A 20429-nucleotide genomic window follows, 5' to 3' on the forward strand; every position below is an offset into this window, starting at 1 on the left:
TTCCCTCCCTTTTTCTTTACTGCAACACTTTAGACGTTGTATAAATTTTAACAACATGTCCGTTTTCCATTAATTGATCAATTTGCTTTGCAATATCTGTTTCTAACGTGCTGAGTCCTTGCGTTCCTTCAAAATCTTGAGCACTCATATCTGAGAGCCTTTTGATAATAATGTCCCTTACTTGAAAATCTCTTTTTTGAAGCTCTGCCGCTGCTTTTTTACTATCCATTTGAATTTTAAAAGAGATGCTGATGTAGTTATTGCTTTTTAAATTTGTTTTAATATCCGTTACATCCACAGAAGCTTTGATCACATCGTCAATAGATGGACCTTTTTCAGTACTTGCCTGCTCTGTATACTTTAACGTCACGATAACAGCAACGCTTCCTATTAACGTAAAAGAAAGCAGAATAATAATCATCTTACTAACTAGCTTATTTTTAAACACACTTTATTCCTCCGTCGTTTGCTGCAGCCCTAATACGTTAATTCGCTGATAATAACTCGTCACTTTCTCATTCACTTCTTCAACTGAATCCTTTACCACCAGCTTTTTGTTATTCGTTAGCGTAATGGTCGTATCAGGAAATGCCTCAACCTGCTCGATGTAGAGCGCATTTAACGTAAATGTTTTGCCGTTTAGCCTTGTTAAAGTGATCATAATTAACCGGAGTAATACCTACTCCTTCCTCCCGCCTATCGTTTTAGATTCACTAGCTCTTGCAGTATTTCATCGGATGTTGTAATAATTCTTGTGTTCGCTTGAAATCCGCGCTGTGCAACAATCATATCCGTGAATTCTTCCGATAAATCAACGTTGGACATTTCAAGGGCGCTTGAAATTAATGTTCCTGTACCGCTGTTTCCAGGAGTAATGTTTGCAGGAGTTGTAACCAATCCTGCATTTGGAGTATTAGTGAACAAATTTCCTCCTGCTTTTTGAAGTCCTTCATTGTTAGCAAACTTTGCAAGTTTGATAGTTTGAGGATTCGGAAGCATGTTTCCATTTAGCCCAACAATATTAACGGTTCCGTTTGACCCAATGCTATAGCTTTTAGCCGTAGTTGGATCAATCCTAATTTTCCCATTAGTGGCCTGTACAAATAGTCCATCACCTGTCACTAGATAACCATCTTTATCTAAATAGAAGTTCCCCGCTCTTGTGTAATAGTCTGATGTTCCATCATTTACAACAAAATAGCCGTCACCAGAAATAGCTAAATCAAGCGGACGTCCCGTTGACTGAATGCTTCCCGCCGTTTGAACTGTATCAATTGTGCCAATCTGTGAACCTAACCCGACTTGTTTAGCATTAACACCTCCACGGTTCCCCGCCGGTGCCGTCGCTCCTGCTACCTGCTGACTTACTAAATCTTGAAACGTTGTACGTCCTTTTTTATAGCCGTATGTATTAACATTGGCAATGTTATTTCCTAGGACATCTAATTTGGTTTGAAAATTTTTCATGCCGCTGATTCCTGAATACATCGAACGTAACATAAAATCACTCCTTAAATTTGGTTGGTTAACTGCTTATTTCTAAGATATCGTTTAGCGAAAGTACCGTATGATTTTCATCGTTGATCGTAAACGATACCTCATTGTTTTTGACGGATGCTGTTGAAATGACTCCTTGCTTTTTATTTCCTTCTTCATCTAACCATGCAGCCGTTTTACCAATTAATTCGCTTCCTTTTAAAATAGGAGAAGCCTGAGACTGCGTTACAAACGTATTGAGCGATGTGCTCATATTTGTCATTTGTTCAAGAGATGAAAACTGAGCCATTTGAGCAATAAAGTCTTTGTCTTCCATTGGATTCATTGGATCTTGATTTTGAAGCTGAGCAATCAAAAGCTTCAAAAAGTCATCTTTGCCAAGCGAGCTGTTTCCCGTTTGCTTCACTTGTGTGTTCCTATTGCTTAAATACAAGTCAGACGTAATTTCATTTGTCATTGTTATCACCTATACGTTGTAGTTAATGAGCGCTGATTCAAAAGAAGATAGAAAGGAAGCCGATTCTTCCAATTGTTGTGAATCTTGATCTTCTTCTTCTTTTTTAAACGCTTCTTTTTCCTGTCTTTCTTTTTGCTGATCATTTTCATTGTTATACGACACCGCTTGTTCCGACAGTAGCACATCGATTTTATCAATTGATACATGCTGAGACGCGAGACCGTGCCGCAAAGTTGAAAGATTGGAGTCCAATAACTCTTTTGTTTTTACTGACGATACGACAATTCGCGCAACCGTTTCGCTGTCTTTCTGAAGCATTTCAATTGAAATCGCACCTAGCTGTTTTGGAAATAACTTAATGAGAAGCTTGGATGTTCCCTCTTCGGTACTAAACGAAGCTTTACTCCATATTTTTTGCAGCTCGTTTACCAAATTGCTAGACTGCTGATAGTCAGATTTTGCTTGCCCTAGATAAATAGAGAACTGCTGAAGCTTAGGCATTTCTCCACTTCCAAAGGATGATGGCTGATTCTCTACTGTCGCCCCGGTTGTGTGTGTACCTGCCGGACTTTCGCTATTTTTTAAAAAGCTATTGGTATCTACACTTCCGCTGGGTACAACCACATCTTTTTTCCATGAAAGCTGATTCAAAAACGGTACTTTTTCTTCTTTAGGAAAAGCATTCATATTTTTCACAGAACTTTCTGAAGCTGTATGAACAGCGTCCATACCCACTTGTACAACCGATACATGCTGAAACCCAAGAGCCTGCCGTAATCTGAAAAGATTGGCATCTAACAGCTCTTTTGTTTTTGCTGACGATACTACAATCTGCGCAATCGTTTCATCGTCTTGTTGAAGCACTTCAATTGATATTTTCTCTAGCTGCTTTGGAAATAGCTGAATGGAAAGCTTGGATACTCCTTCTTTAGAACCAATCGAAGCTTTACTCCATATTTTTTCCAGCTCGTTTACCAGATCGCTAGACTGTTCATAATCTGATTTCGCTTTCCCTAAACCCATAGAAAACTGCAGCTCTTTTTCTTCTTTACCAAAAGCAGTCATATCTGTTACTGAACTTTTTGGAGCTGCTTGAACGCCCACCGAACCCACTTGTTCAACCGATACATGCTGAGACGTGAGAGCTTGTCTTAATCTAAAAAGGTTGGCATTTAACAGCTCTTTTGTTTTCGCTGATGATACAGCTACTTGTGCAACCGTTTCATTGTCTTGTTGAAACACTTCAATTGAAATCGTCCCTAGCTGCTTTGGAAACAACTTAATGGAAAGCTTGGATGCTCCTTTTTCAATACTGATGGAAGCTTCACTCCATATTTTTTCCAGATTATTCACCAAATCCCTAGACTGCTGATAGTCTGATTTTGCTTGCCTTAAATCAATAGAAAACTGCGACCCTTTTTCTTCTTTACCAAAAGCGTTCATATCTGTTATAGAACTTTCTGGAGCTGCTCCAACAGCGGCCACATCGACTTCATCAACGGATACATGCTGAGAATTTAAAACTCGCCGTAAAGTCAAAAGGTTGGTGTCTAATAGCTCTTTTATTTTCGCTGACGATACCACAACCTGCGCAATTGTTTCATTGTCTTGTTGAAGGACTTCAATTGAAATCGTCCCTAGCTGCTTTGGAAACAATTTAATGGAAAGCTTGGATGTTCCTTCTTCAGCACTGATCGAAGCTCTACTCCATATTTTTCGCAGCTCATTTAACAGATTGTCAGACTGTTGATGATCAGATTTTACTTGCCCTAGATCAATAGAAAATTCTTGGACCTTAGATACTTCTTTAGATTTAAAAGATGATGGATTATTTTCTAACGTCGCCCCGTCCGTGTTAGCAGTGAAAGAAACTTCACTATCCTTTTTTGAACTATTCCTATTCATACTTTCGTTACGTAAAACCACATCTCTTTTCCAAGAAAGCTGATTAAAAAGTGGCACTTTTTCCTCTTTATGAACAGCGTCCATATCTCTTACAGAACTTGTTGGAGCCGCATGAACAACGGCGAAGAAACCAGCAGAGCGCTTTTCATGTAAGGTATCGGTTAATACACGTGGTTGTTTATGAATTTTCTCTATTTTTTCAGCAGCAGCTTTCTGCAAGCCTTGAAGCTGCGAATCCGAAAGCTTCACTGACTGCAGCTGCGGTTTTTGTAGTTCTTCCATCAGCTGAGCGAATTCTGTTTGAAACGCAGATGATGTATTTTTACAAATGGTTAACAAGGTAGAAATAGAAGACAAATATTGTTCTTGACTGTCTGTTTCAAATGGAACAGGTGCCCGCTGCATGTCTGTTAACACGTGCTGCAGCTTTAGAAGCGGCTGTTCCAAATCTAGACTACTTGGAATACTACCGATCATCTCGGCTAGATGTTTGTACAAGACAGACGATTCATCTTCTTCATCTTCTGCTTCGCTTAACTGAATCGCCATTAACCCGACCGCCTTGAAGACGTCTCGATCTATCGCTTGTTCATCCGATGATTTCTCCCCGCGCGCTAAAGGCTGCACATCTAGCTGCTTAAGCTGCTGAACAATTTCTTCAAAAAAAACCTGTGTCTGACTAGCAGCTGCTTTTTCATCGCACTTTACCTTTGATGCAGCTGCTGGACGTAGTGAAATTTCCACTGTTTTCACCTCTGCTTTTATTCATCAATCTGATCTGTTAACAATGTCGTATAGCGTGCAGCTACTTTCAGATCCATTTTTTCTAAGATTGCCGTTCTTGTACTCGCTTTGAACTGCTTAAGCATCGCGACCGCTTTGTCTTCTTTTAATTCGGCAAAGATGAGCGCTGCATTTTTAGGAGACATGTTTTCATAGGTAGCAATGACATCTTTTTTTGCCAGCTGATTGTTCTTTTGTTTTTTCGCTTCATCGTCGGCTTTTTCTTCCATATCGCGCATTTCAATTTTTAGTTCATCCATTTGACGGTCTTTTGTAGTGATCGTTTTCTCGTAAGCTGCGATTTGCTTTTCTTTTGTGCTCAGCTTCTTTTGAAGACTTTCAACCTGCTTTTGTATCTCTTCATTGCTTTCTTGAATATTTTCATTTTTTTGCGACTGTTCACTTGATACAAATGGAATGGCGTGTGTAATAGCCGAAACTTTATCATTTACATTAACGCCTAAAAGCATCAGAACAATATAAGCCGCCAAGATGAAGAACACTGCTGGAATAAAGATTAAAAATAAAAACACTTGGCTTTTACTGTAAGACTTTTCTTCTTCGTACTCTTCTCTTAACTCTTTTTGATTAGCCATGTTTTCCACCTAATTCCTATGCAGCATATACTGCTGTAGCGACAGCTCATCCATTTGCTTCGCTTCTAACTGTTTTTCCGCGGTTATATAAGAATCGTAGTCTCTCTTTTTTAACTTTTCATACTTCTTTACTTCTATGTTCTTTTCTTCTAGCTTCAGTTTCTTTAGGTTCATTTGCTGTCTTGCAAACATGACCTCTTGTTGCAGCCTCTCAATCACTCGTTCGGCACTTGTTAAAAACTGCTGAAACGATGTAATTTCTAAAATAGAAAGCCCTTGCTTCATTTTGCCCGTATGCTGTTCAATCAGCGTTTCTTTTTCTTTTAGCTTTTTATAAAGCTTTTCACCCGCTGTTTCAAACTGCTGCAGAGATTGATTATATTGAGATAGCAGTTCATCCTTTTCATTTGACTTGATTGCCATTATTTTAGATAACCTAAATTCATATGCCATATTTACTCACCTTTCACAAACAGTTCACAGAGCTTTGTTACACTTGTTTCAAATGATGGATGTTCGTTCGTTTTTTGCTTTAAAAATGCATCAATGACGGGATGATAGTGGATGGCCTCATCAATGTAAGCAGAAGATCCTCTTTTGTAGGCACCTATGTTGATTAAGTCTTCAGAATTAGCATAGGTAGCCATTAATGAACGCAGTTTTTCAGCTGCTTCTTTATGCCGTTCACTTACGATATGGTTCATCACGCGACTAACGCTTTTTAAGACATTGATGGCGGGATATTGACCTTTATTGGCCAGCTCCCGGTCTAGTACAATATGTCCGTCTATAATGCCTCGCACCGTATCCGAAATAGGTTCGTTCATATCATCACCGTCTACTAATACAGTGTAAAAAGCAGTAATAGATCCATGCTGATTAGTTCCTGTACGTTCAAGCAGCCTTGGCAAGCTAGCAAAAACAGATGGTGTATAACCTTTGGTAGTCGGAGGTTCACCTACGGCTAATCCAATTTCTCTTTGAGCCATTGCTACACGGGTAACAGAATCCATCATCATCATGACGCTCATCCCCTCATCTCGAAAGTATTCAGCAATAGAAGTAGCTGTATATGCTGCTTTCATTCGAAGCAGAGCAGGCTGATCCGAGGTAGCAACTACTACAACGGAGCGCTTTAACCCTTCCTCTCCAAGATCTCGTTCAATAAACTCTCTAACTTCTCTTCCTCGCTCGCCTACAAGGGCAATGACATTGATATCTGCTTTTGTATTGCGTGCAATCATCCCGAGCAGCGTACTTTTACCAACACCGCTTCCTGCAAAAATACCTATGCGCTGCCCTTGACCTACTGTTAGCAAACTATCAATTGTTCGTACCCCTACTTCAATCGGCTGTTCAATAGGCGGACGCTCTAAGGGATTAGGGGGATCTTGATCGGTTAAAACAAACGGCAAATATTGAGAAAGTTCAGACCCGTCTAAAGGGTTCCCTAACGAATCAAGCACTTGACCTATTAACTCTTTCCCCACGCTTACCTGCAGAGGTTTTTCTGTCGTTTCCACTAGGCAGCCAGGTCCGATATATCGAACAGACGTATAAGGCATTAAAACGACGTGCTCCCCGTTAAAACCAACAACTTCTGCACGAATTTTATCTCCTCGTTCACTAAGATGAATAAAGCAAACATCTCCTATTGACGTTCTAGGTCCTTTAGATTCAATCATCATTCCTACTACTCGGCTGACTTTCCCGTACCGTTTAAAAGAAGATGTGCGCGGGATTTCATGAATGAGTTGTGCGACTTTCATTTTTACTCTCCTCTAACAAACGTTCTTTTAATTTTTTCTTCATTTCCGTTAACTGGCTATCAAAAGACGCAACAAGACGCCCATAAGAGGAATCGATGACACAATCCATTTCCTGAAGATTTTCATCCGCATAAATAAATAGCCCGGTTTCTCCGTTTAATAAATCGAACAGTTCTCGTTTATGTTCACATACATATGCATATTTTTTCGGGGAAACAAAAAGCTGGATTTCTTTATGTTCTCTAACTTCTTTTAAAGACCTTGCAACAAGTGGTAAAAATGATTCATCTCTTTGAAGCTGCTCATTTAAAATCGTTTCAGCTAGGGTGAAACCTAATTCAAAGATGACTTCTTCAGATTGATTTATATATTCGTAGTACTGATTCTTTGTTTCGTCAACAATGTTTCGCGACATGGCTAATACATGCTCATACTCTTGTTTTCCTTGAAGCAGCCCTTCTTCGTATCCTTCTTCATAGCCTCGCTTTTGTTCTTGTTGAAACAGCAGCACCTTCTCTTCTTCCCACTGCTTTTTCAAACGTTCAATTTCGTTTTGAGCTTGTTTTCGGTAAGCGTCTGCCTCGGCCTTTATTATTTCAGCTTCACTGTGCGCTTGTTCAATAACGTGCTGTGCGTTTTCTTGCTGAAGATGTTCTTCTGTGGGCTCATCTTGTATCGGAAAACCAAATGGAATAACTTGAATATGCTTTGCATTTTCGTCTGAAAGTTTATTTGTATAAGTTGATTTAATGATATTAGACAATAATATCGTCTCCTCCACCTCGAGCTAGTACAATTTCACCAGCATCTTCTAAACGTCTAATTCCAGCAACGATACGTGACTGAGCTTCCTCTACATCTTTCAAACGCACAGGACCCATAAATTCCATTTCTTCTTTAAACGTTTCCACCATACGGCTAGACATATTTTTAAAAATAATAGATTTCACTTCTTCACTTGCTACTTTTAAACTCAACAATAAATCATCATTTTCTACATCTCGTATCACACGCTGAATAGAACGGTTATCGAGCGTTACGATATCCTCAAATACAAACATTCGCTGTTTGATTTCTTCTGCTAATGCCGGATCTTGAATTTCAAGCGTATCAATAATAATTTTTTCAGTTGCTCGGTCTACTCCATTTAATACTTCAACTACTGCTTCTAAACCACCTGTTTGGGTATAGTCTTGGGTAACAGTAGCAGAAAGCTTTCTCTCTAAAATTTGCTCTACTTCATTAATGACTTCCGGAGACGTACTTCCCATCGTTGCAATCCGTCTTGCAATATCCGCTTGCCTTTCCTGAGGCAGTGATGATAAGATTTGTCCTGCCTGCGGCGGCTCTAAGTAAGATAAAATAAGGGCAATCGTCTGAGGATGCTCATGCTGAATGAAATTTAACAGCTGCATAGGATCAGCTTTTCTGGCAAAGTCAAACGGACGAACTTGCAAAGAAGAAGTTAATCGATTGATAATCATCATAGCCTGCTCTGGTCCAAGTGCTTTTTCTAACACCTGTTTCGCATAGCTTACTCCTCCTTTTTCAAGGTAGTTTTGAGCAAGCGTTATTTGTTCAAACTCATGAAGAACAGCTTCTTTTAGAGACGGCTCTATTTTTCTCACTGAAGAAATTTCAAGCGTTAGTTGCTCAATTTCATCTTCACTGAGATGTTTATAGATAGAAGCTGATACATCAGGACCGAGAGAAATTAACAAAATTGCTGCTTTTTGCTTTCCAGTTAACTCATTTTTTTGCATAGCCTTTACCATTAGCTTTCCTCCTAATCCTCACTAATCCATGTTCGCAGCAGTTTTGCAAACTCTTCCGGGTCTTGCTTCGCTAACGTTTCAAGATTGCTTTTTGTTTGCTGTTCAGCATTTAAAACAGGGGCTTTTTGTGCCGCTTCATATGCTTCAAAAGTTTCATCATACTCTTCATCATATTCCTCTTCATCTAAGTCTTGACGTCTTTTCCTAACCAACAGCACAATAAGAACAACAATAATAAGCAGCAGTGCACCTCCGATTATATACATCCACAATGGAATTGAACTTGCTGTGTTGTCAGCTGTTTCTTGTCCATTAAACGGCTGAACGGAAACGGTAATCTTATCGCTGACCGCGTTATCCGAGAGAGCTTTCGTATTTGCATCTTTTGAAATAGAAGTACGGACAATTGTACCTAACATTTTTTGAACATCTGACTCAAGCGTATCGGAAACCTGTGATTTCCCTTTTGCATTGGACGGATCTATCATTACTTGAATGCCAAGGTCTTGAATTTTGTATGGACTTTCGACGATTTCTTTATGAATTCGGTTCACTTCATAATTAATTCGTTCTTCGTTTTTTTCGTAGTCTCCGTCTCCACTTGTTGTACTAGATGAGTAATTTGTTGTATCTTCTTCTCCTGTTCCAGCAACGCCTCCATCTTGAGCATTTTTACCAGAAAATGTTTCATTAATTTTTTCAGCGCTAACGGCAATTCCTTGCATATTATCTTTATCAACAGGCTCTACTAGCTTTTCTTCGCGATTTTCCTGTGTAAAATCAAGATCTGCTGTAACAGAGACCATTACTTTGTCTTGACCGACCAGTCTTCCTAGCATTTGCTGTACTTGACGCTGAATATCTCGCTCAACTTCTTTTTTCGCTTCGTTCTGCGAAGCAAATGAGCTAGAAGCTGAATTCGTTTCGTTACCTTTTAAATCAAAGTACTCAAAATATTGGTTCATGATGACGATATTATCTGTAGGAAGGTTTGGCACACTTTTGGATACTAAATGATAAAGAGATTTAATTTGCTGATCATCAAATTTATAACCAGCCTTTGTATTAAGCACAATCGATGCTGATGCTTCTCCCTGCTTTTCATTCGCCCATACGCTTTCATTGGGAAGGGTAATCATCACTTTTGCATCGTTGACTCCTTGAATGTTTTTCATTAAATTAGCCAATTCAGTTTGCATCGCATCGAGTTTTAACACATCAAATTCATTATCTGTCATACCAAAGCTCGCATTTTTCCCAAAAAATGAATAGTCGATACTTCCGCTATCAGGAATTCCTTGTGCAGCTAAATCAACTTTTAGCGAGTCAACGCTTTGTTCAGGCACCGAAATGGTTGTTCCGTTATCAGAGATTTCTGAAGGAACGCTTCTAGCATCAAGCTCTGCTTTGATTTGTCCTGTTTCCTGAGCCGATAGATTGCTATAAAGAGGGACAAATTTATCCTTGTTTAAAAAAACAGATGCTAAACTAATGACTAGAATAGCGGCAAGAGGAGCAGCGATAAGGGCTATTTTCTGTCCTTTTTTGCGGTTATTCCAAAAGACTTTCATCTTATCTCGATAAAGAGCTATTCTTTCATTCATGGTATTCCTCCGGTTATTACTATTTTCATTTTGTTTAATAACCGCTCAATTACATTTGCATTCTCATCATTTCCTGATAGGCTTCAACAGCTTTATTGCGTATTTCAAGAGCCGTTTGCATCGTAATACTTGCTTTTTGAGCAGTAATCATTACATCTTGGAGTTCGACGTTTTCTCCTTTAGCAAGCTTTTCAGTCGCTATATCCGAAGCGCGTTGAGTATTGTTTAACTCATTGATTGAGTCTTTTAAAAACGTTGAAAACTGTTGAGTTGTTTGTCCAGTGCTAGTAGAAGCTGCTGTTTTTGCCATTGCTATTTGATTGCTGATACCATTAATCATTTTATCGCTCCTTTATTTCCCAATTTCTAACGTCTTTGTTAATATACTTTTGTTTGTATTAAAGACCGTCACGTTTGCTTCATAAGATCGAGTAGCACTAATTAAATCCGTCATTTCCTTTAAAGGATCTACGTTCGGCATCTGCACGTACCCTTGGTCATTCGCATCTGGATGCGTCGGGTTATACACTAAATTAAAAGGAGTATTATCTTCTGCGATATCTGTGACTTTTACACCATTGTTTTGACTTTTATTGATTTCGGAGTGTAAGAGGGACGAAAAAGAAGGCGAACGATCAGACTGCATGACAACCATTTTTCTTTTGTAAGGCTGCCACTCACCATTAACGTACGTCCCTCTTGTCGTTTCAGCATTCGCCATGTTAGATGAAACAACGTCCATCCTTAAACGATTGGCAGTTAAAGCTGAAGATGTAATATTCATATTTTGAAAAATAGTCAAACTTATTTACCTCCTCTAATGACTGTTTGAAGAGAATTAAATTTTCCATTTAAACGATCTACTAGCGCCTCATAGTAAATTTGGTTTTCAGCCATATCCGCCATCTCTTTATCCATATCCACATTGTTTCCGTTTGCTTGATAGGAAGTGTTTCGTTGCTGGGTAATCACTCGCTGGGATGAACCGGAAAATGGGATATGTTTTGAATCAGTCTGATATGCTTCTAACTCGTTATGTAATAAATCTCGAAATTCACTCGTACGCGATACTGTTTTCGATTTATAATTTGGAGTATCAACGTTGGCGATATTTTGTGCAATCGTCTGCTGCTTTTGGGACGCGTAGCTAATTCCATTTTCAATTGTTTGAAAAGTAGTTGAAAACAAACTCACTTCTTACACCTGCTTATCTATTCTATTTTTCTCAAAATGAGACAAATTTCGACTTTAGTACCATAGAACTTATTGTAAGAAAAACTTCATGCAATGTCTATCCTTTTTTAAGAACTTTTGGACTATAAACCAAAATTTTCATTCGTTTTCCAAGCATATTTTAACATCAATGCTATACTTTAGCTCTATTTTTTTAATTTAAAATCAAAATATATACCATAAGTCCTGAACAATATGTAATAAAAGTAACGATTTGTAATCAACTAGTATCTTTTTACTATTTAAAGATTCTATAATATAATTTTTAGATTTTTATATGAACTTTGTTAAAGATTTATAAAAATAGTGAACGAATCGTCTTAACCCACAGCGAATCTTTTTGTACTGAGAGCATACAAAAAAAGCACACGGGCAAAGCCCGTGTGCTTTTTGGTTCATAAACTTAGTTAGATTTTAATTTTTCAAGCTCTACTAAGAATTTGTTGTTAAGAACTTTAATGTAAGTTCCTTTCATTCCTAAAGAACGTGATTCGATAACGCCAGCACTTTCTAATTTACGTAGCGCATTTACGATTACTGAACGTGTAATTCCAACGCGGTCAGCAATTTTACTTGCGACTAATAGTCCTTCATTTCCATTTAACTCTTCAAAGATATGCTCAATAGCTTCTAACTCACTGTATGATAATGAGCTAATTGCCATTTGTACAACAGCTTTGCTACGCGCTTCTTCTTCAATCTCTTCTGCTTTTTCACGAAGAATTTCCATACCTACTACCGTTGCACCGTATTCAGCAAGGATTAAATCATCGTCTTCGAACTGACGGTCTAAACGAGATAGTACAAGCGTACCTAGACGCTCTCCGCCTCCGATAATTGGAACGATTGTTGTTAGTCCTGCATCAAATAAGTCTTTATTTTCAACTGGAAAAGCTGTATATTGACTTTCAATGTTTAAGTTAGAAGATGTTTCTTGAATGTTAAATAGGCTTTGAGTATATTCTTCTGGAAACTGGCGTGCTTCTAACATATCTTTCATACGCGCATTCTCAATTTGCTGCTTAACAGCGATTCCTAATAATTTACCGCGACGGCTTACTACGAATACGTTTGATTCGATCACTTCGCAAAGTGTTTCAGCCATTTCTTTAAAGTTTACTGGTTTACCAGCTGCTTTTTGTAGCATTGCATTAATCTTTCTAGTTTTCCCTAATAAATCCATTAGTACTCTTCCTCCTGCGATTTCAGTTCTATAAAATAAATTGACTCAAATCTTTGTTTTTAGCGATTTTTTCTAGTTTTTCTTCCACGTACTGCGGAGTAATCACAATTTTCTCTAATGTTACTTCCGGTGCTTCAAACGATAAATCCTCTAGCAAACGTTCTAAAATCGTATGAAGCCTTCTTGCACCAATATTATCTGTATCTTGATTTACCTGATATGCAATTTCTGCAATCTTACGTATAGCATCGTCAGAAAATTCAATTTGTATACCTTCAGTTTCCAATAATGCCGCATATTGCTTTAATAACGCATTATCTGGCTCTACTAAAATGTTTATAAAATCTTCAACGGTTAGCTTCGTTAATTCAACGCGAATTGGGAATCGCCCCTGCAATTCTGGAATTAAATCCGACGGTTTTGATACATGGAAAGCACCGGCTGCTACAAATAAAACATGATCAGTTTTGACTGCGCCATATTTTGTAACAATCGTTGATCCTTCTACAATTGGTAAAATATCTCGCTGCACGCCTTCACGTGAAACATCAGCGGAAGATGAATTACCACTTTTCTGAGCAATTTTATCAATTTCGTCAATAAAAATAATTCCGTATTGTTCTGCACGATTCACAGCTTCTTGCGTAACTTCATCCATATCAATCAATTTTTGCGCTTCTTCATTTGTTAATACTTTTCGTGCATCTTTAACAGTAAGCTTGCGCTTTTTTTGTTTTTTAGGCATAAAATTGCTTAAGGCATCCTGCATGTTCATGCCCATTTGTTCCATACCCGAACCTTGTAACATATCAAACATAGAAGGCTGTTGCTCTTCTACTTCAATTGTGACATAATGATTTTCAAGCTCTCCTAAAGCAAGTTGATGAGCAATCTGCTTGCGCTTCGTTGCAATATTCGTTTCCTCGTCTTGATCAGGATCCGCATCGCTTGACTGTGTACCGTTTGAAAAAATCATTTCAAACGGATTTTTAAACGATTGCTGCTTCTTTTTGCTTGGAACAAGAAGCTCTACTATCCGCTTGTTTGCATTTTCTTCTGCGCGATCACGCACGCCGTTCATTTTTTCTTCTTTCACAAGTCGAACTGACGTTTCCACTAAATCACGAACCATTGATTCTACATCGCGTCCTACATATCCAACTTCCGTAAATTTTGTTGCCTCAACCTTAATAAAAGGTGCACCGACAAGCTTAGCTAAGCGGCGTGCAATCTCGGTTTTACCCACACCTGTAGGACCAATCATTAAAATGTTTTTCGGCACAACTTCATCACGTAAAGATTCGTCTAGCAGACCGCGTCGATAGCGATTTCGCAGCGCAACAGCGACCGCTTTCTTTGCCTTCGTTTGACCAATAATATACTGATCGAGCTTTTCTACAATTTGTCGAGGTGTTAAATGAGAATTCATAAAAAAATCCCCTTTCCTACAGTTCTTCTACAATAATATGATCATTTGTATAAACACATATCTCACTTGCTACATCTAAAGCTGCTTTTGCAATTTCTTTAGCTGTTAAATGTTCGCCTGCATGTTGTTTTAATGCACGTCCCGCTGATAAAGCATAATTTCCGCCTGATCCAATTGCTAAAATGCCGTCGTCCGGTTCAATAACTTCACCTGTTCCTGATACTAACAGCAAGTTATCTTTGTTCATAACAATAAGCATTGCTTCTAACTTTCGCAATACTTTGTCACTTCTCCATTGTTTAGCAAGCTCAACGGCTGCACGCTGAAGATTTCCGTTATACTCTTCAAGCTTCGTTTCAAATAATTCAAAAAGAGTGAATGCATCAGCTACTGAACCTGCAAAGCCGGCAAGAACTTGCCCTTGAAATAGACGTCTTACTTTTCGAGCAGTATGTTTCATCACAACAGCATTACCGAACGTTACTTGTCCGTCCCCAGACATGGCACATTGACCGTTATGCTGAACCGCAAAAATCGTAGTAGCATGGAAAGTAGACAAATTAACTCCTCCTTTTATGCGCGAGGATGGTGATTCATATAAACTGCCTTTAAACGATCCTTCGTCACATGTGTGTATATTTGAGTGGTTGATAAATGTTCATGACCTAGCATTTCTTGAACTGTACGTAAATCTGCCCCTTCATTTAACATATGAGTCGCAAAAGTATGCCGCAAAACGTGTGGACTAATATGTATATTCTCAGCGGTCTTCTTTACTAACTGATCAATGACTAAGCGTATGCCTCGGTCTGTCAACGGTGTCCCCTTGTAATTTAAAAAGAGCGAATGAGTATCAGAAGGAGCCTTTTTTAAAAGAAGCTTTCTTCCATTATCTATATATACTCTAAGAGCGTCCTTGGCATAACAGCCAAATGGCACGTACCGTTGTTTTTTCCCTTTGCCATATACGAGCAAAGTTTGAAGTGAAAAATCTATATCGCTAAGCTTAATAGATGCACATTCACTCACTCGTATTCCGGTGGCATACAGCAATTCTAATAGAGACTGATTACGCTGCCCTAACGGAGTTGTTAAGTCATTCATTTGAAATAATTTCACAATCTCCTCTTCATACAGGAAGCGAGGATTTCGCTCCTCCTTTTTAGGAAGGGTAACGAGCGCAAATGGATTATCTTCTACTAATTCTTCTCTATTTAAGTAACGATAAAACGTTCTCAAACAAGAAATTTTGCGTGACATCGATCTTTTTGAATACTGCTTTTCATATAGGCGTGTTAAAAACAGCCTTGCATCAGCATATGTAACACTTTGTAGGTTTTGTATTTGCTCTTCCTGCATAAAAGACATAAAGATAACTATGTCTTTTTCATAGCAGTCAACTGTATATTTTGAATAATTTTTCTCAATTTGTAAATATTCTAGAAAGGAATTTAATACATCTTTAACAAATTCCAATGTTATCACCTCACAAGGGCTACTAAATATTATCACAATTAAGTAGCCCTTGCAAACAATTTTGATTATTTTGTTGTAAAATTCTGAATAGTTTCCAATGCTCGTTTAGCAAGCGTTTCATTTCGTTCTTGTTTGTTTTTGATTCGCACTTCCAATTCTTTGAATAAGCCAAAGTTGGCATTCATCGGCTGGAAATTTTTTGCGTTTGTATGTGTGATATAGTGAGCCATACTGCCAATCGCTGTTTCCTGCGGCAATACAACCAATTCTTCACCAAGTACAAGTCGAGCCGCGTTCATTCCTGCCATTAGTCCGCTCGCCGCTGATTCTACATATCCTTCTACTCCCGTCATTTGTCCAGCAAAGAATAAGTCATCACGCTCGCGATATTGATACGTAGGCTTTAACAATTTAGGAGAATTAATAAACGTATTTCTATGCATAACTCCATAGCGTACTACTTCTGCATTTTCTAAACCTGGGATTAAGCTCAATACTTCTTTTTGTGCTCCCCATTTTAAATGTGTTTGGAAACCTACGATATTATATAGTGTACCTGCTGCATCATCTTGACGAAGCTGAACAACTGCATAAGGTCGCTTTCCTGTTTTCGGATCTTCTAACCCAACTGGTTTCATTGGTCCAAAGAGCATTGTTTTTTCTCCGCGTGAAGCCATTACTTCAATTGGCATACATCCTTCAAAATAAATTTCTTTCTCAAATTCTTTTAAAGGAACGGTCTCTGCATTGATTAATGCTTCATGAAAACGCTGGAATTCTTCTTTTGTCATCGGACAGTTTAAATAGGCAGCTTCCCCTTTGTCATAGCGAGATTTCAGATATACTTTATCCATATCAATGCTGTCTTTTTCAATAATAGGTGCAGCCGCATCGTAAAAATATAAATAATCTTCACTTGTTAACGCGCGCAGCTGTTCTGATAAATCTTTTGACGTTAACGGACCTGTTGCAATAACAGTTGGTCCTTGTGGAATTTCCGTAATCTCTTCGTTAACAACCGTTACGTTCGGATGGTTTTTAACGCTTTCCGTCACACGAGCGGCAAATTCGTGACGATCAACAGCCAGTGCTCCACCTGCTGGAACCGCACATTCGTCTGCTGAACGAATAATTACAGAGTCTAATAATCGCATTTCTTCTTTTAAAACACCCACTGCATTTGTTAATGTATTCGCACGCAGTGAATTACTACATACTAATTCAGCAAATTTGTCCGTATGATGAGCAGGTGTTTGCTTCACTGGTCTCATCTCATAAAGGCGGACTTTCAAACCGCGCTTTGCGATTTGCCAAGCTGCTTCACTTCCAGCAAGACCTGCTCCGATAACATTAATTACTTGTTCATTCATTGTAAATCCTCCAACTTCATTTCTATCTTTTCTATCATTTTCCTTATTCATTCACTTGTCTGTTCCTTTTTTAACGGGACAAAGAAAATGCGACATTACTCAATGTCGCTAATAACGTTTCCATTTTAGCACATGAAGCAATGTCGCCGCATCTTATATAACTGCTATTTTTAAATTTAAAGTGTGGGAATTCATCCCATTCTCTTTTACTGCTGAGCTTCCTCTTTATAATCACAACTTGTACAGACGACTTGAGTTCCTTTTTTCTGTTTCTTCTCCACAAGCAGGTTTTCACATTTCGGACATTTTCTTGCAATCGGCTTATCCCAAGATACGAAGTCACAGCCCGGGAATCGATCACAGCCATAAAATGTACGCTTTTTCTTCGATTTTCGCTCAACGATATTTCCTTCTTCACATTTCGGACACTTTACGCCAATCTCTTTTACAATTGGCTTTGTGTTGCGGCAGTCAGGGAAATTAGAGCATGCCATAAATTTTCCGTAGCGTCCCATTTTGTATACCATAGGTGAACCGCATTCTCCGCAATCTTCTCCGGCAGGTTCATCTTTAATCTCCACTTCGCGCATTTCTTTTTCAGCATGTTCTAAGCGTTTTTCAAAATCACTGTAAAATTCGTCAATAACACGCACCCATTGAACATTACCATCTTCCACTTCATCCAAATCGTTTTCCATTTTAGCTGTAAACTCTACATCTAAAATTTCCGGGAAAAACTCCAATACAAGCTCTAGTACAATTTCTCCAAGTTCTGTTGGAACAAAACGCTTGTTATCGAGCGCTACGTACCCGCGCTTTTGAATCGTGTCAAGTGTTGGAGCATATGTAGACGGTCGGCCAATGCCTAGCTCTTCTAATGTCTTGACTAAACGAGCTTCAGTATATCTTGGCGGCGGCTGTGTGAAGTGCTGCTTTTCATCGATGTCTTTAGAATAAGCTACTTCTCCTTCTTCTAAATCTGGAAGAAGATTTTCTTTTTCCTCCACTTGATCATCATTGCCTTCAACATACACTTTCATAAAGCCTGGAAATTTAACTTTGGAGCCGTTTGCTCTAAATGTTACGTCTCCATTTTTCAAATCTACAGCCATTGTATCCATAATTGCAGGTGCCATTTGACTAGCAACGAAGCGCTCCCATACTAGCTTATACAGTCGATACTGATCACGCGATAAGAACTCTTTTACCTCTCCTGGTTTACGAAGAGCTGAAGTTGGACGAATCGCTTCGTGGGCATCTTGCGCGTTCGAATTTTTCTTTTCTTTACGCTTTTCCGTTGCCACAAACTGATTTCCGTATGCGTTCGTAATGTAATCTCTAGCTTCCGTTTGAGCTGTTTCTGAAATACGAGTAGAATCGGTACGCATATACGTGATAAGACCTACTGTGCCTTCTTTTCCTAAATCAATTCCTTCATATAATTGCTGCGCAATCATCATTGTTTTTTTCGCTCGGAAGTTCAGTTTCCGCGCTGCCTCTTGCTGTAATGAAGACGTGGTAAAAGAAGGAGCCGCATTACGCTTTCGCTCACGTTTTGTTACTTTAGAAATTGAAAATTCATTTCCATCTAATTGTTTAACAATGTTGGTTACATCATTTTCATTCGATAGCTCTACTTTTTTTCCTTGATATTCGATCAACTGGCCTTCAAATTGGTCGTTCCCTTTTTGAAAAGTTGCTTTTACCGTCCAGTATTCTTCTGGGATAAACTTTGCAATTTCTTTTTCACGATCAATAATTAACCGCACTGCAATTGATTGAACCCTTCCGGCACTTAATCCTTTTTTCACTTTTTTCCACAGCAATGGACTGATGTTGTAGCCAACCAGCCTGTCAAGAATACGGCGTGCTTGTTGAGCATCTACTAAATCCATATTAATTGCTCGTGGATGTTTAAAAGATTCTTTAATCGCTTCTTTTGTAATCTCATTAAATACTACGCGGCAGTCCGATGCAATGTCTACATCCAAACTGTGCGCCAAGTGCCATGCAATCGCTTCTCCTTCACGGTCTGGATCGGCTGCTAGGTAAATCTTCTTTGCTTTTTTAGCCGCTGTTTTTAGTTCTTTTAAAACCGGGCCTTTCCCGCGAATTGTAATATATTTCGGATTGTAATCCTGTTCAATATCAATTCCCATTTGACTTTTAGGTAAATCGCGAACATGTCCCATCGATGCTTTTACTTTATATTTCTTTCCTAAATAACGTTCAATTGTTTTAGCCTTTGCAGGCGATTCTACAATTACTAGGTAGTCAGACATCTATTTGTTCCTCCTCAAGAGGTAGAATAAAATCTTCATTATTATTAAATATTTGGTTCTTGTTTGTCAAATGTCCAAAAGATAAGTCATACGATTTCACTACGTATCTCACTAGTATTTCATACCATGCAAGAATATGACTACTTTGAAACATTCATCTTATATACATCATTTCATCTGTAATATCAGCAGCGCTTTGCACAAGTTTTGCCCCTAATTGGATTAACTTATTCGTTCCACATGATGTTTCTTCAAAAATAGAACCCGGTATGGCAAATACTTCTCTTCCTTGCTGAAGCGCCTGGTCGGCGGTAATAAAAGATCCACTTCTTTCTTTTGCTTGCACCACCAACGTGCCTCCTGTTAATCCGCTAATGATTCTGTTTCTGCGAGGGAAAAACCATTTTGTCGGCTTCATAAACGGGGCATATTCAGAAAGCAGCAAATGATGCTGCGCAATTTCTCTTGCTAAATTTTGGTTTCCTCTTGGGTAAATATTATAAAACCCTCCGCCTAAAACTGCAATCGTTTTAGCTTTTTCAGCGATAGCCAGTTCATGAGCAGCCTGGTCAATCCCTAAGGCCAGTCCACTTACAACGACAAATTCTTCATGCAGCATCGGCTTAACAATATGAGTCAGAGCTGCAGTTCCATATGAAGTGGGATTCCTTGTTCCTACAACGCTTAAGCTTGCCGTAGCATGTAGGAGAGAAATCTTTCCTCTTGCAAATAATACCCAAGGCGGATCATAAATATGGCGCAAAAGTTCAGGATATTCATCATCTAGGATGGTGACACATTGAATATTCTCAGCGTCATATTTATCTAGAATATCTCGTATTGGAATAGTTTGCAAATCTTTTTTTATTTGATTAGCACGTTCAATCGAGAGAGTCAATAGTTTTTGAAGCTGTGATGGAGAGTACTCGTAGAGATTTTGTAATGAAGAATTCTGTTGAAGTAGCGTAAAAATTTGTTTCCAATTAACAGATGGACAATGTGCTAAATGAATTAATTTTTCCCGTAAATCAGACATTCTACAATCTCCTTTTTAAATGGACAAAATAGCC

At 38.6% G+C, this 20429-nt stretch carries 21 protein-coding genes; all 21 read right to left on the bottom strand.

Annotated elements, in window-relative coordinates:
• Positions 1-16: 16 nt before the first annotated feature.
• Positions 17-448 carry a flagellar basal body-associated protein FliL gene (gene fliL / locus AC3WJG_RS04930; protein ID WP_028410818.1) on the bottom strand — a complete coding sequence of 144 codons (432 nt, stop codon included), beginning with the start codon at positions 446-448 and terminating at the stop codon, positions 17-19.
• Positions 449-451: 3 nt separating this feature from the next.
• The gene (locus AC3WJG_RS04935) at positions 452-661 is read right to left on the bottom strand and encodes a flagellar FlbD family protein (RefSeq protein ID WP_025750317.1); all 210 of its coding nucleotides are present in this window, start codon (positions 659-661) and stop codon (positions 452-454) included.
• 35 nt (positions 662-696) lie between these two features.
• A complete protein-coding gene (flgG, locus tag AC3WJG_RS04940) occupies positions 697-1500 on the bottom strand; it encodes a flagellar basal body rod protein FlgG (protein WP_028410817.1) in 804 nt (267 codons plus the stop codon).
• A gap of 25 nt (positions 1501-1525) precedes the next feature.
• On the bottom strand, positions 1526-1954 hold the full coding sequence (gene flgD / locus AC3WJG_RS04945) for a flagellar hook assembly protein FlgD (RefSeq protein WP_098333992.1): 429 nt from the start codon (positions 1952-1954) through the stop codon (positions 1526-1528).
• 9 nt (positions 1955-1963) lie between these two features.
• Positions 1964-4603 carry a flagellar hook-length control protein FliK gene (locus tag AC3WJG_RS04950; RefSeq protein ID WP_337133939.1) on the bottom strand — a complete coding sequence of 880 codons (2640 nt, stop codon included), beginning with the start codon at positions 4601-4603 and terminating at the stop codon, positions 1964-1966.
• Between the two features lie 17 nt (positions 4604-4620).
• A complete protein-coding gene (locus AC3WJG_RS04955; RefSeq protein WP_102812608.1) occupies positions 4621-5238 on the bottom strand; it encodes a MotE family protein in 618 nt (205 codons plus the stop codon).
• Between the two features lie 9 nt (positions 5239-5247).
• Entirely contained in the window at positions 5248-5691 is a 444-nt protein-coding gene (gene fliJ, locus AC3WJG_RS04960) for a flagellar export protein FliJ (RefSeq protein ID WP_013058874.1), read from the bottom strand.
• A 2-nt stretch (positions 5692-5693) separates the two neighbouring features.
• Positions 5694-7007: a flagellar protein export ATPase FliI gene (gene fliI / locus AC3WJG_RS04965; RefSeq protein WP_028410813.1), complete on the bottom strand. Its 1314-nt coding sequence runs from the start codon at positions 7005-7007 to the stop codon at positions 5694-5696.
• A complete protein-coding gene (gene fliH, locus AC3WJG_RS04970) occupies positions 6982-7770 on the bottom strand; it encodes a flagellar assembly protein FliH (protein ID WP_098331904.1) in 789 nt (262 codons plus the stop codon). The genes fliI and fliH overlap by 26 nt, the downstream gene beginning before the upstream one ends.
• A complete protein-coding gene (gene fliG, locus AC3WJG_RS04975; protein ID WP_028410811.1) occupies positions 7763-8782 on the bottom strand; it encodes a flagellar motor switch protein FliG in 1020 nt (339 codons plus the stop codon). The genes fliH and fliG overlap by 8 nt, the downstream gene beginning before the upstream one ends.
• Positions 8783-8793: 11 nt before the next feature.
• Positions 8794-10386 carry a flagellar basal-body MS-ring/collar protein FliF gene (gene fliF, locus AC3WJG_RS04980; protein WP_028410810.1) on the bottom strand — a complete coding sequence of 531 codons (1593 nt, stop codon included), beginning with the start codon at positions 10384-10386 and terminating at the stop codon, positions 8794-8796.
• 49 nt (positions 10387-10435) lie between these two features.
• A complete protein-coding gene (gene fliE, locus AC3WJG_RS04985; protein ID WP_050689647.1) occupies positions 10436-10726 on the bottom strand; it encodes a flagellar hook-basal body complex protein FliE in 291 nt (96 codons plus the stop codon).
• Positions 10727-10738: 12 nt separating this feature from the next.
• Positions 10739-11188, bottom strand: a complete 450-nt coding sequence (gene flgC / locus AC3WJG_RS04990) for a flagellar basal body rod protein FlgC (RefSeq protein ID WP_028410808.1) — start codon at positions 11186-11188, stop codon at positions 10739-10741.
• A gap of 2 nt (positions 11189-11190) precedes the next feature.
• Entirely contained in the window at positions 11191-11580 is a 390-nt protein-coding gene (gene flgB, locus AC3WJG_RS04995; protein WP_028410807.1) for a flagellar basal body rod protein FlgB, read from the bottom strand.
• Between the two features lie 442 nt (positions 11581-12022).
• On the bottom strand, positions 12023-12802 hold the full coding sequence (gene codY / locus AC3WJG_RS05000) for a GTP-sensing pleiotropic transcriptional regulator CodY (RefSeq protein ID WP_013058882.1): 780 nt from the start codon (positions 12800-12802) through the stop codon (positions 12023-12025).
• Positions 12803-12830: 28 nt separating this feature from the next.
• Positions 12831-14231: an ATP-dependent protease ATPase subunit HslU gene (gene hslU / locus AC3WJG_RS05005; protein ID WP_013084801.1), complete on the bottom strand. Its 1401-nt coding sequence runs from the start codon at positions 14229-14231 to the stop codon at positions 12831-12833.
• 16 nt (positions 14232-14247) lie between these two features.
• Complete coding sequence (gene hslV, locus AC3WJG_RS05010; RefSeq protein WP_013058884.1) at positions 14248-14790, bottom strand: ATP-dependent protease subunit HslV; 543 nt, start codon at positions 14788-14790, stop codon at positions 14248-14250.
• A gap of 14 nt (positions 14791-14804) precedes the next feature.
• Positions 14805-15707: a tyrosine recombinase XerC gene (xerC, locus tag AC3WJG_RS05015; RefSeq protein WP_028410806.1), complete on the bottom strand. Its 903-nt coding sequence runs from the start codon at positions 15705-15707 to the stop codon at positions 14805-14807.
• A gap of 65 nt (positions 15708-15772) precedes the next feature.
• On the bottom strand, positions 15773-17077 hold the full coding sequence (gene trmFO / locus AC3WJG_RS05020) for an FADH(2)-oxidizing methylenetetrahydrofolate--tRNA-(uracil(54)-C(5))-methyltransferase TrmFO (protein ID WP_028410805.1): 1305 nt from the start codon (positions 17075-17077) through the stop codon (positions 15773-15775).
• A gap of 206 nt (positions 17078-17283) precedes the next feature.
• Positions 17284-19359: a type I DNA topoisomerase gene (gene topA, locus AC3WJG_RS05025; RefSeq protein WP_028410804.1), complete on the bottom strand. Its 2076-nt coding sequence runs from the start codon at positions 19357-19359 to the stop codon at positions 17284-17286.
• A 154-nt stretch (positions 19360-19513) separates the two neighbouring features.
• Positions 19514-20395 carry a DNA-processing protein DprA gene (dprA, locus tag AC3WJG_RS05030; protein WP_043976470.1) on the bottom strand — a complete coding sequence of 294 codons (882 nt, stop codon included), beginning with the start codon at positions 20393-20395 and terminating at the stop codon, positions 19514-19516.
• Positions 20396-20429: the final 34 nt, after the last annotated feature.

The sequence above is a fragment of the Priestia sp. FW507-14D1A genome, assembly GCF_058781295.1.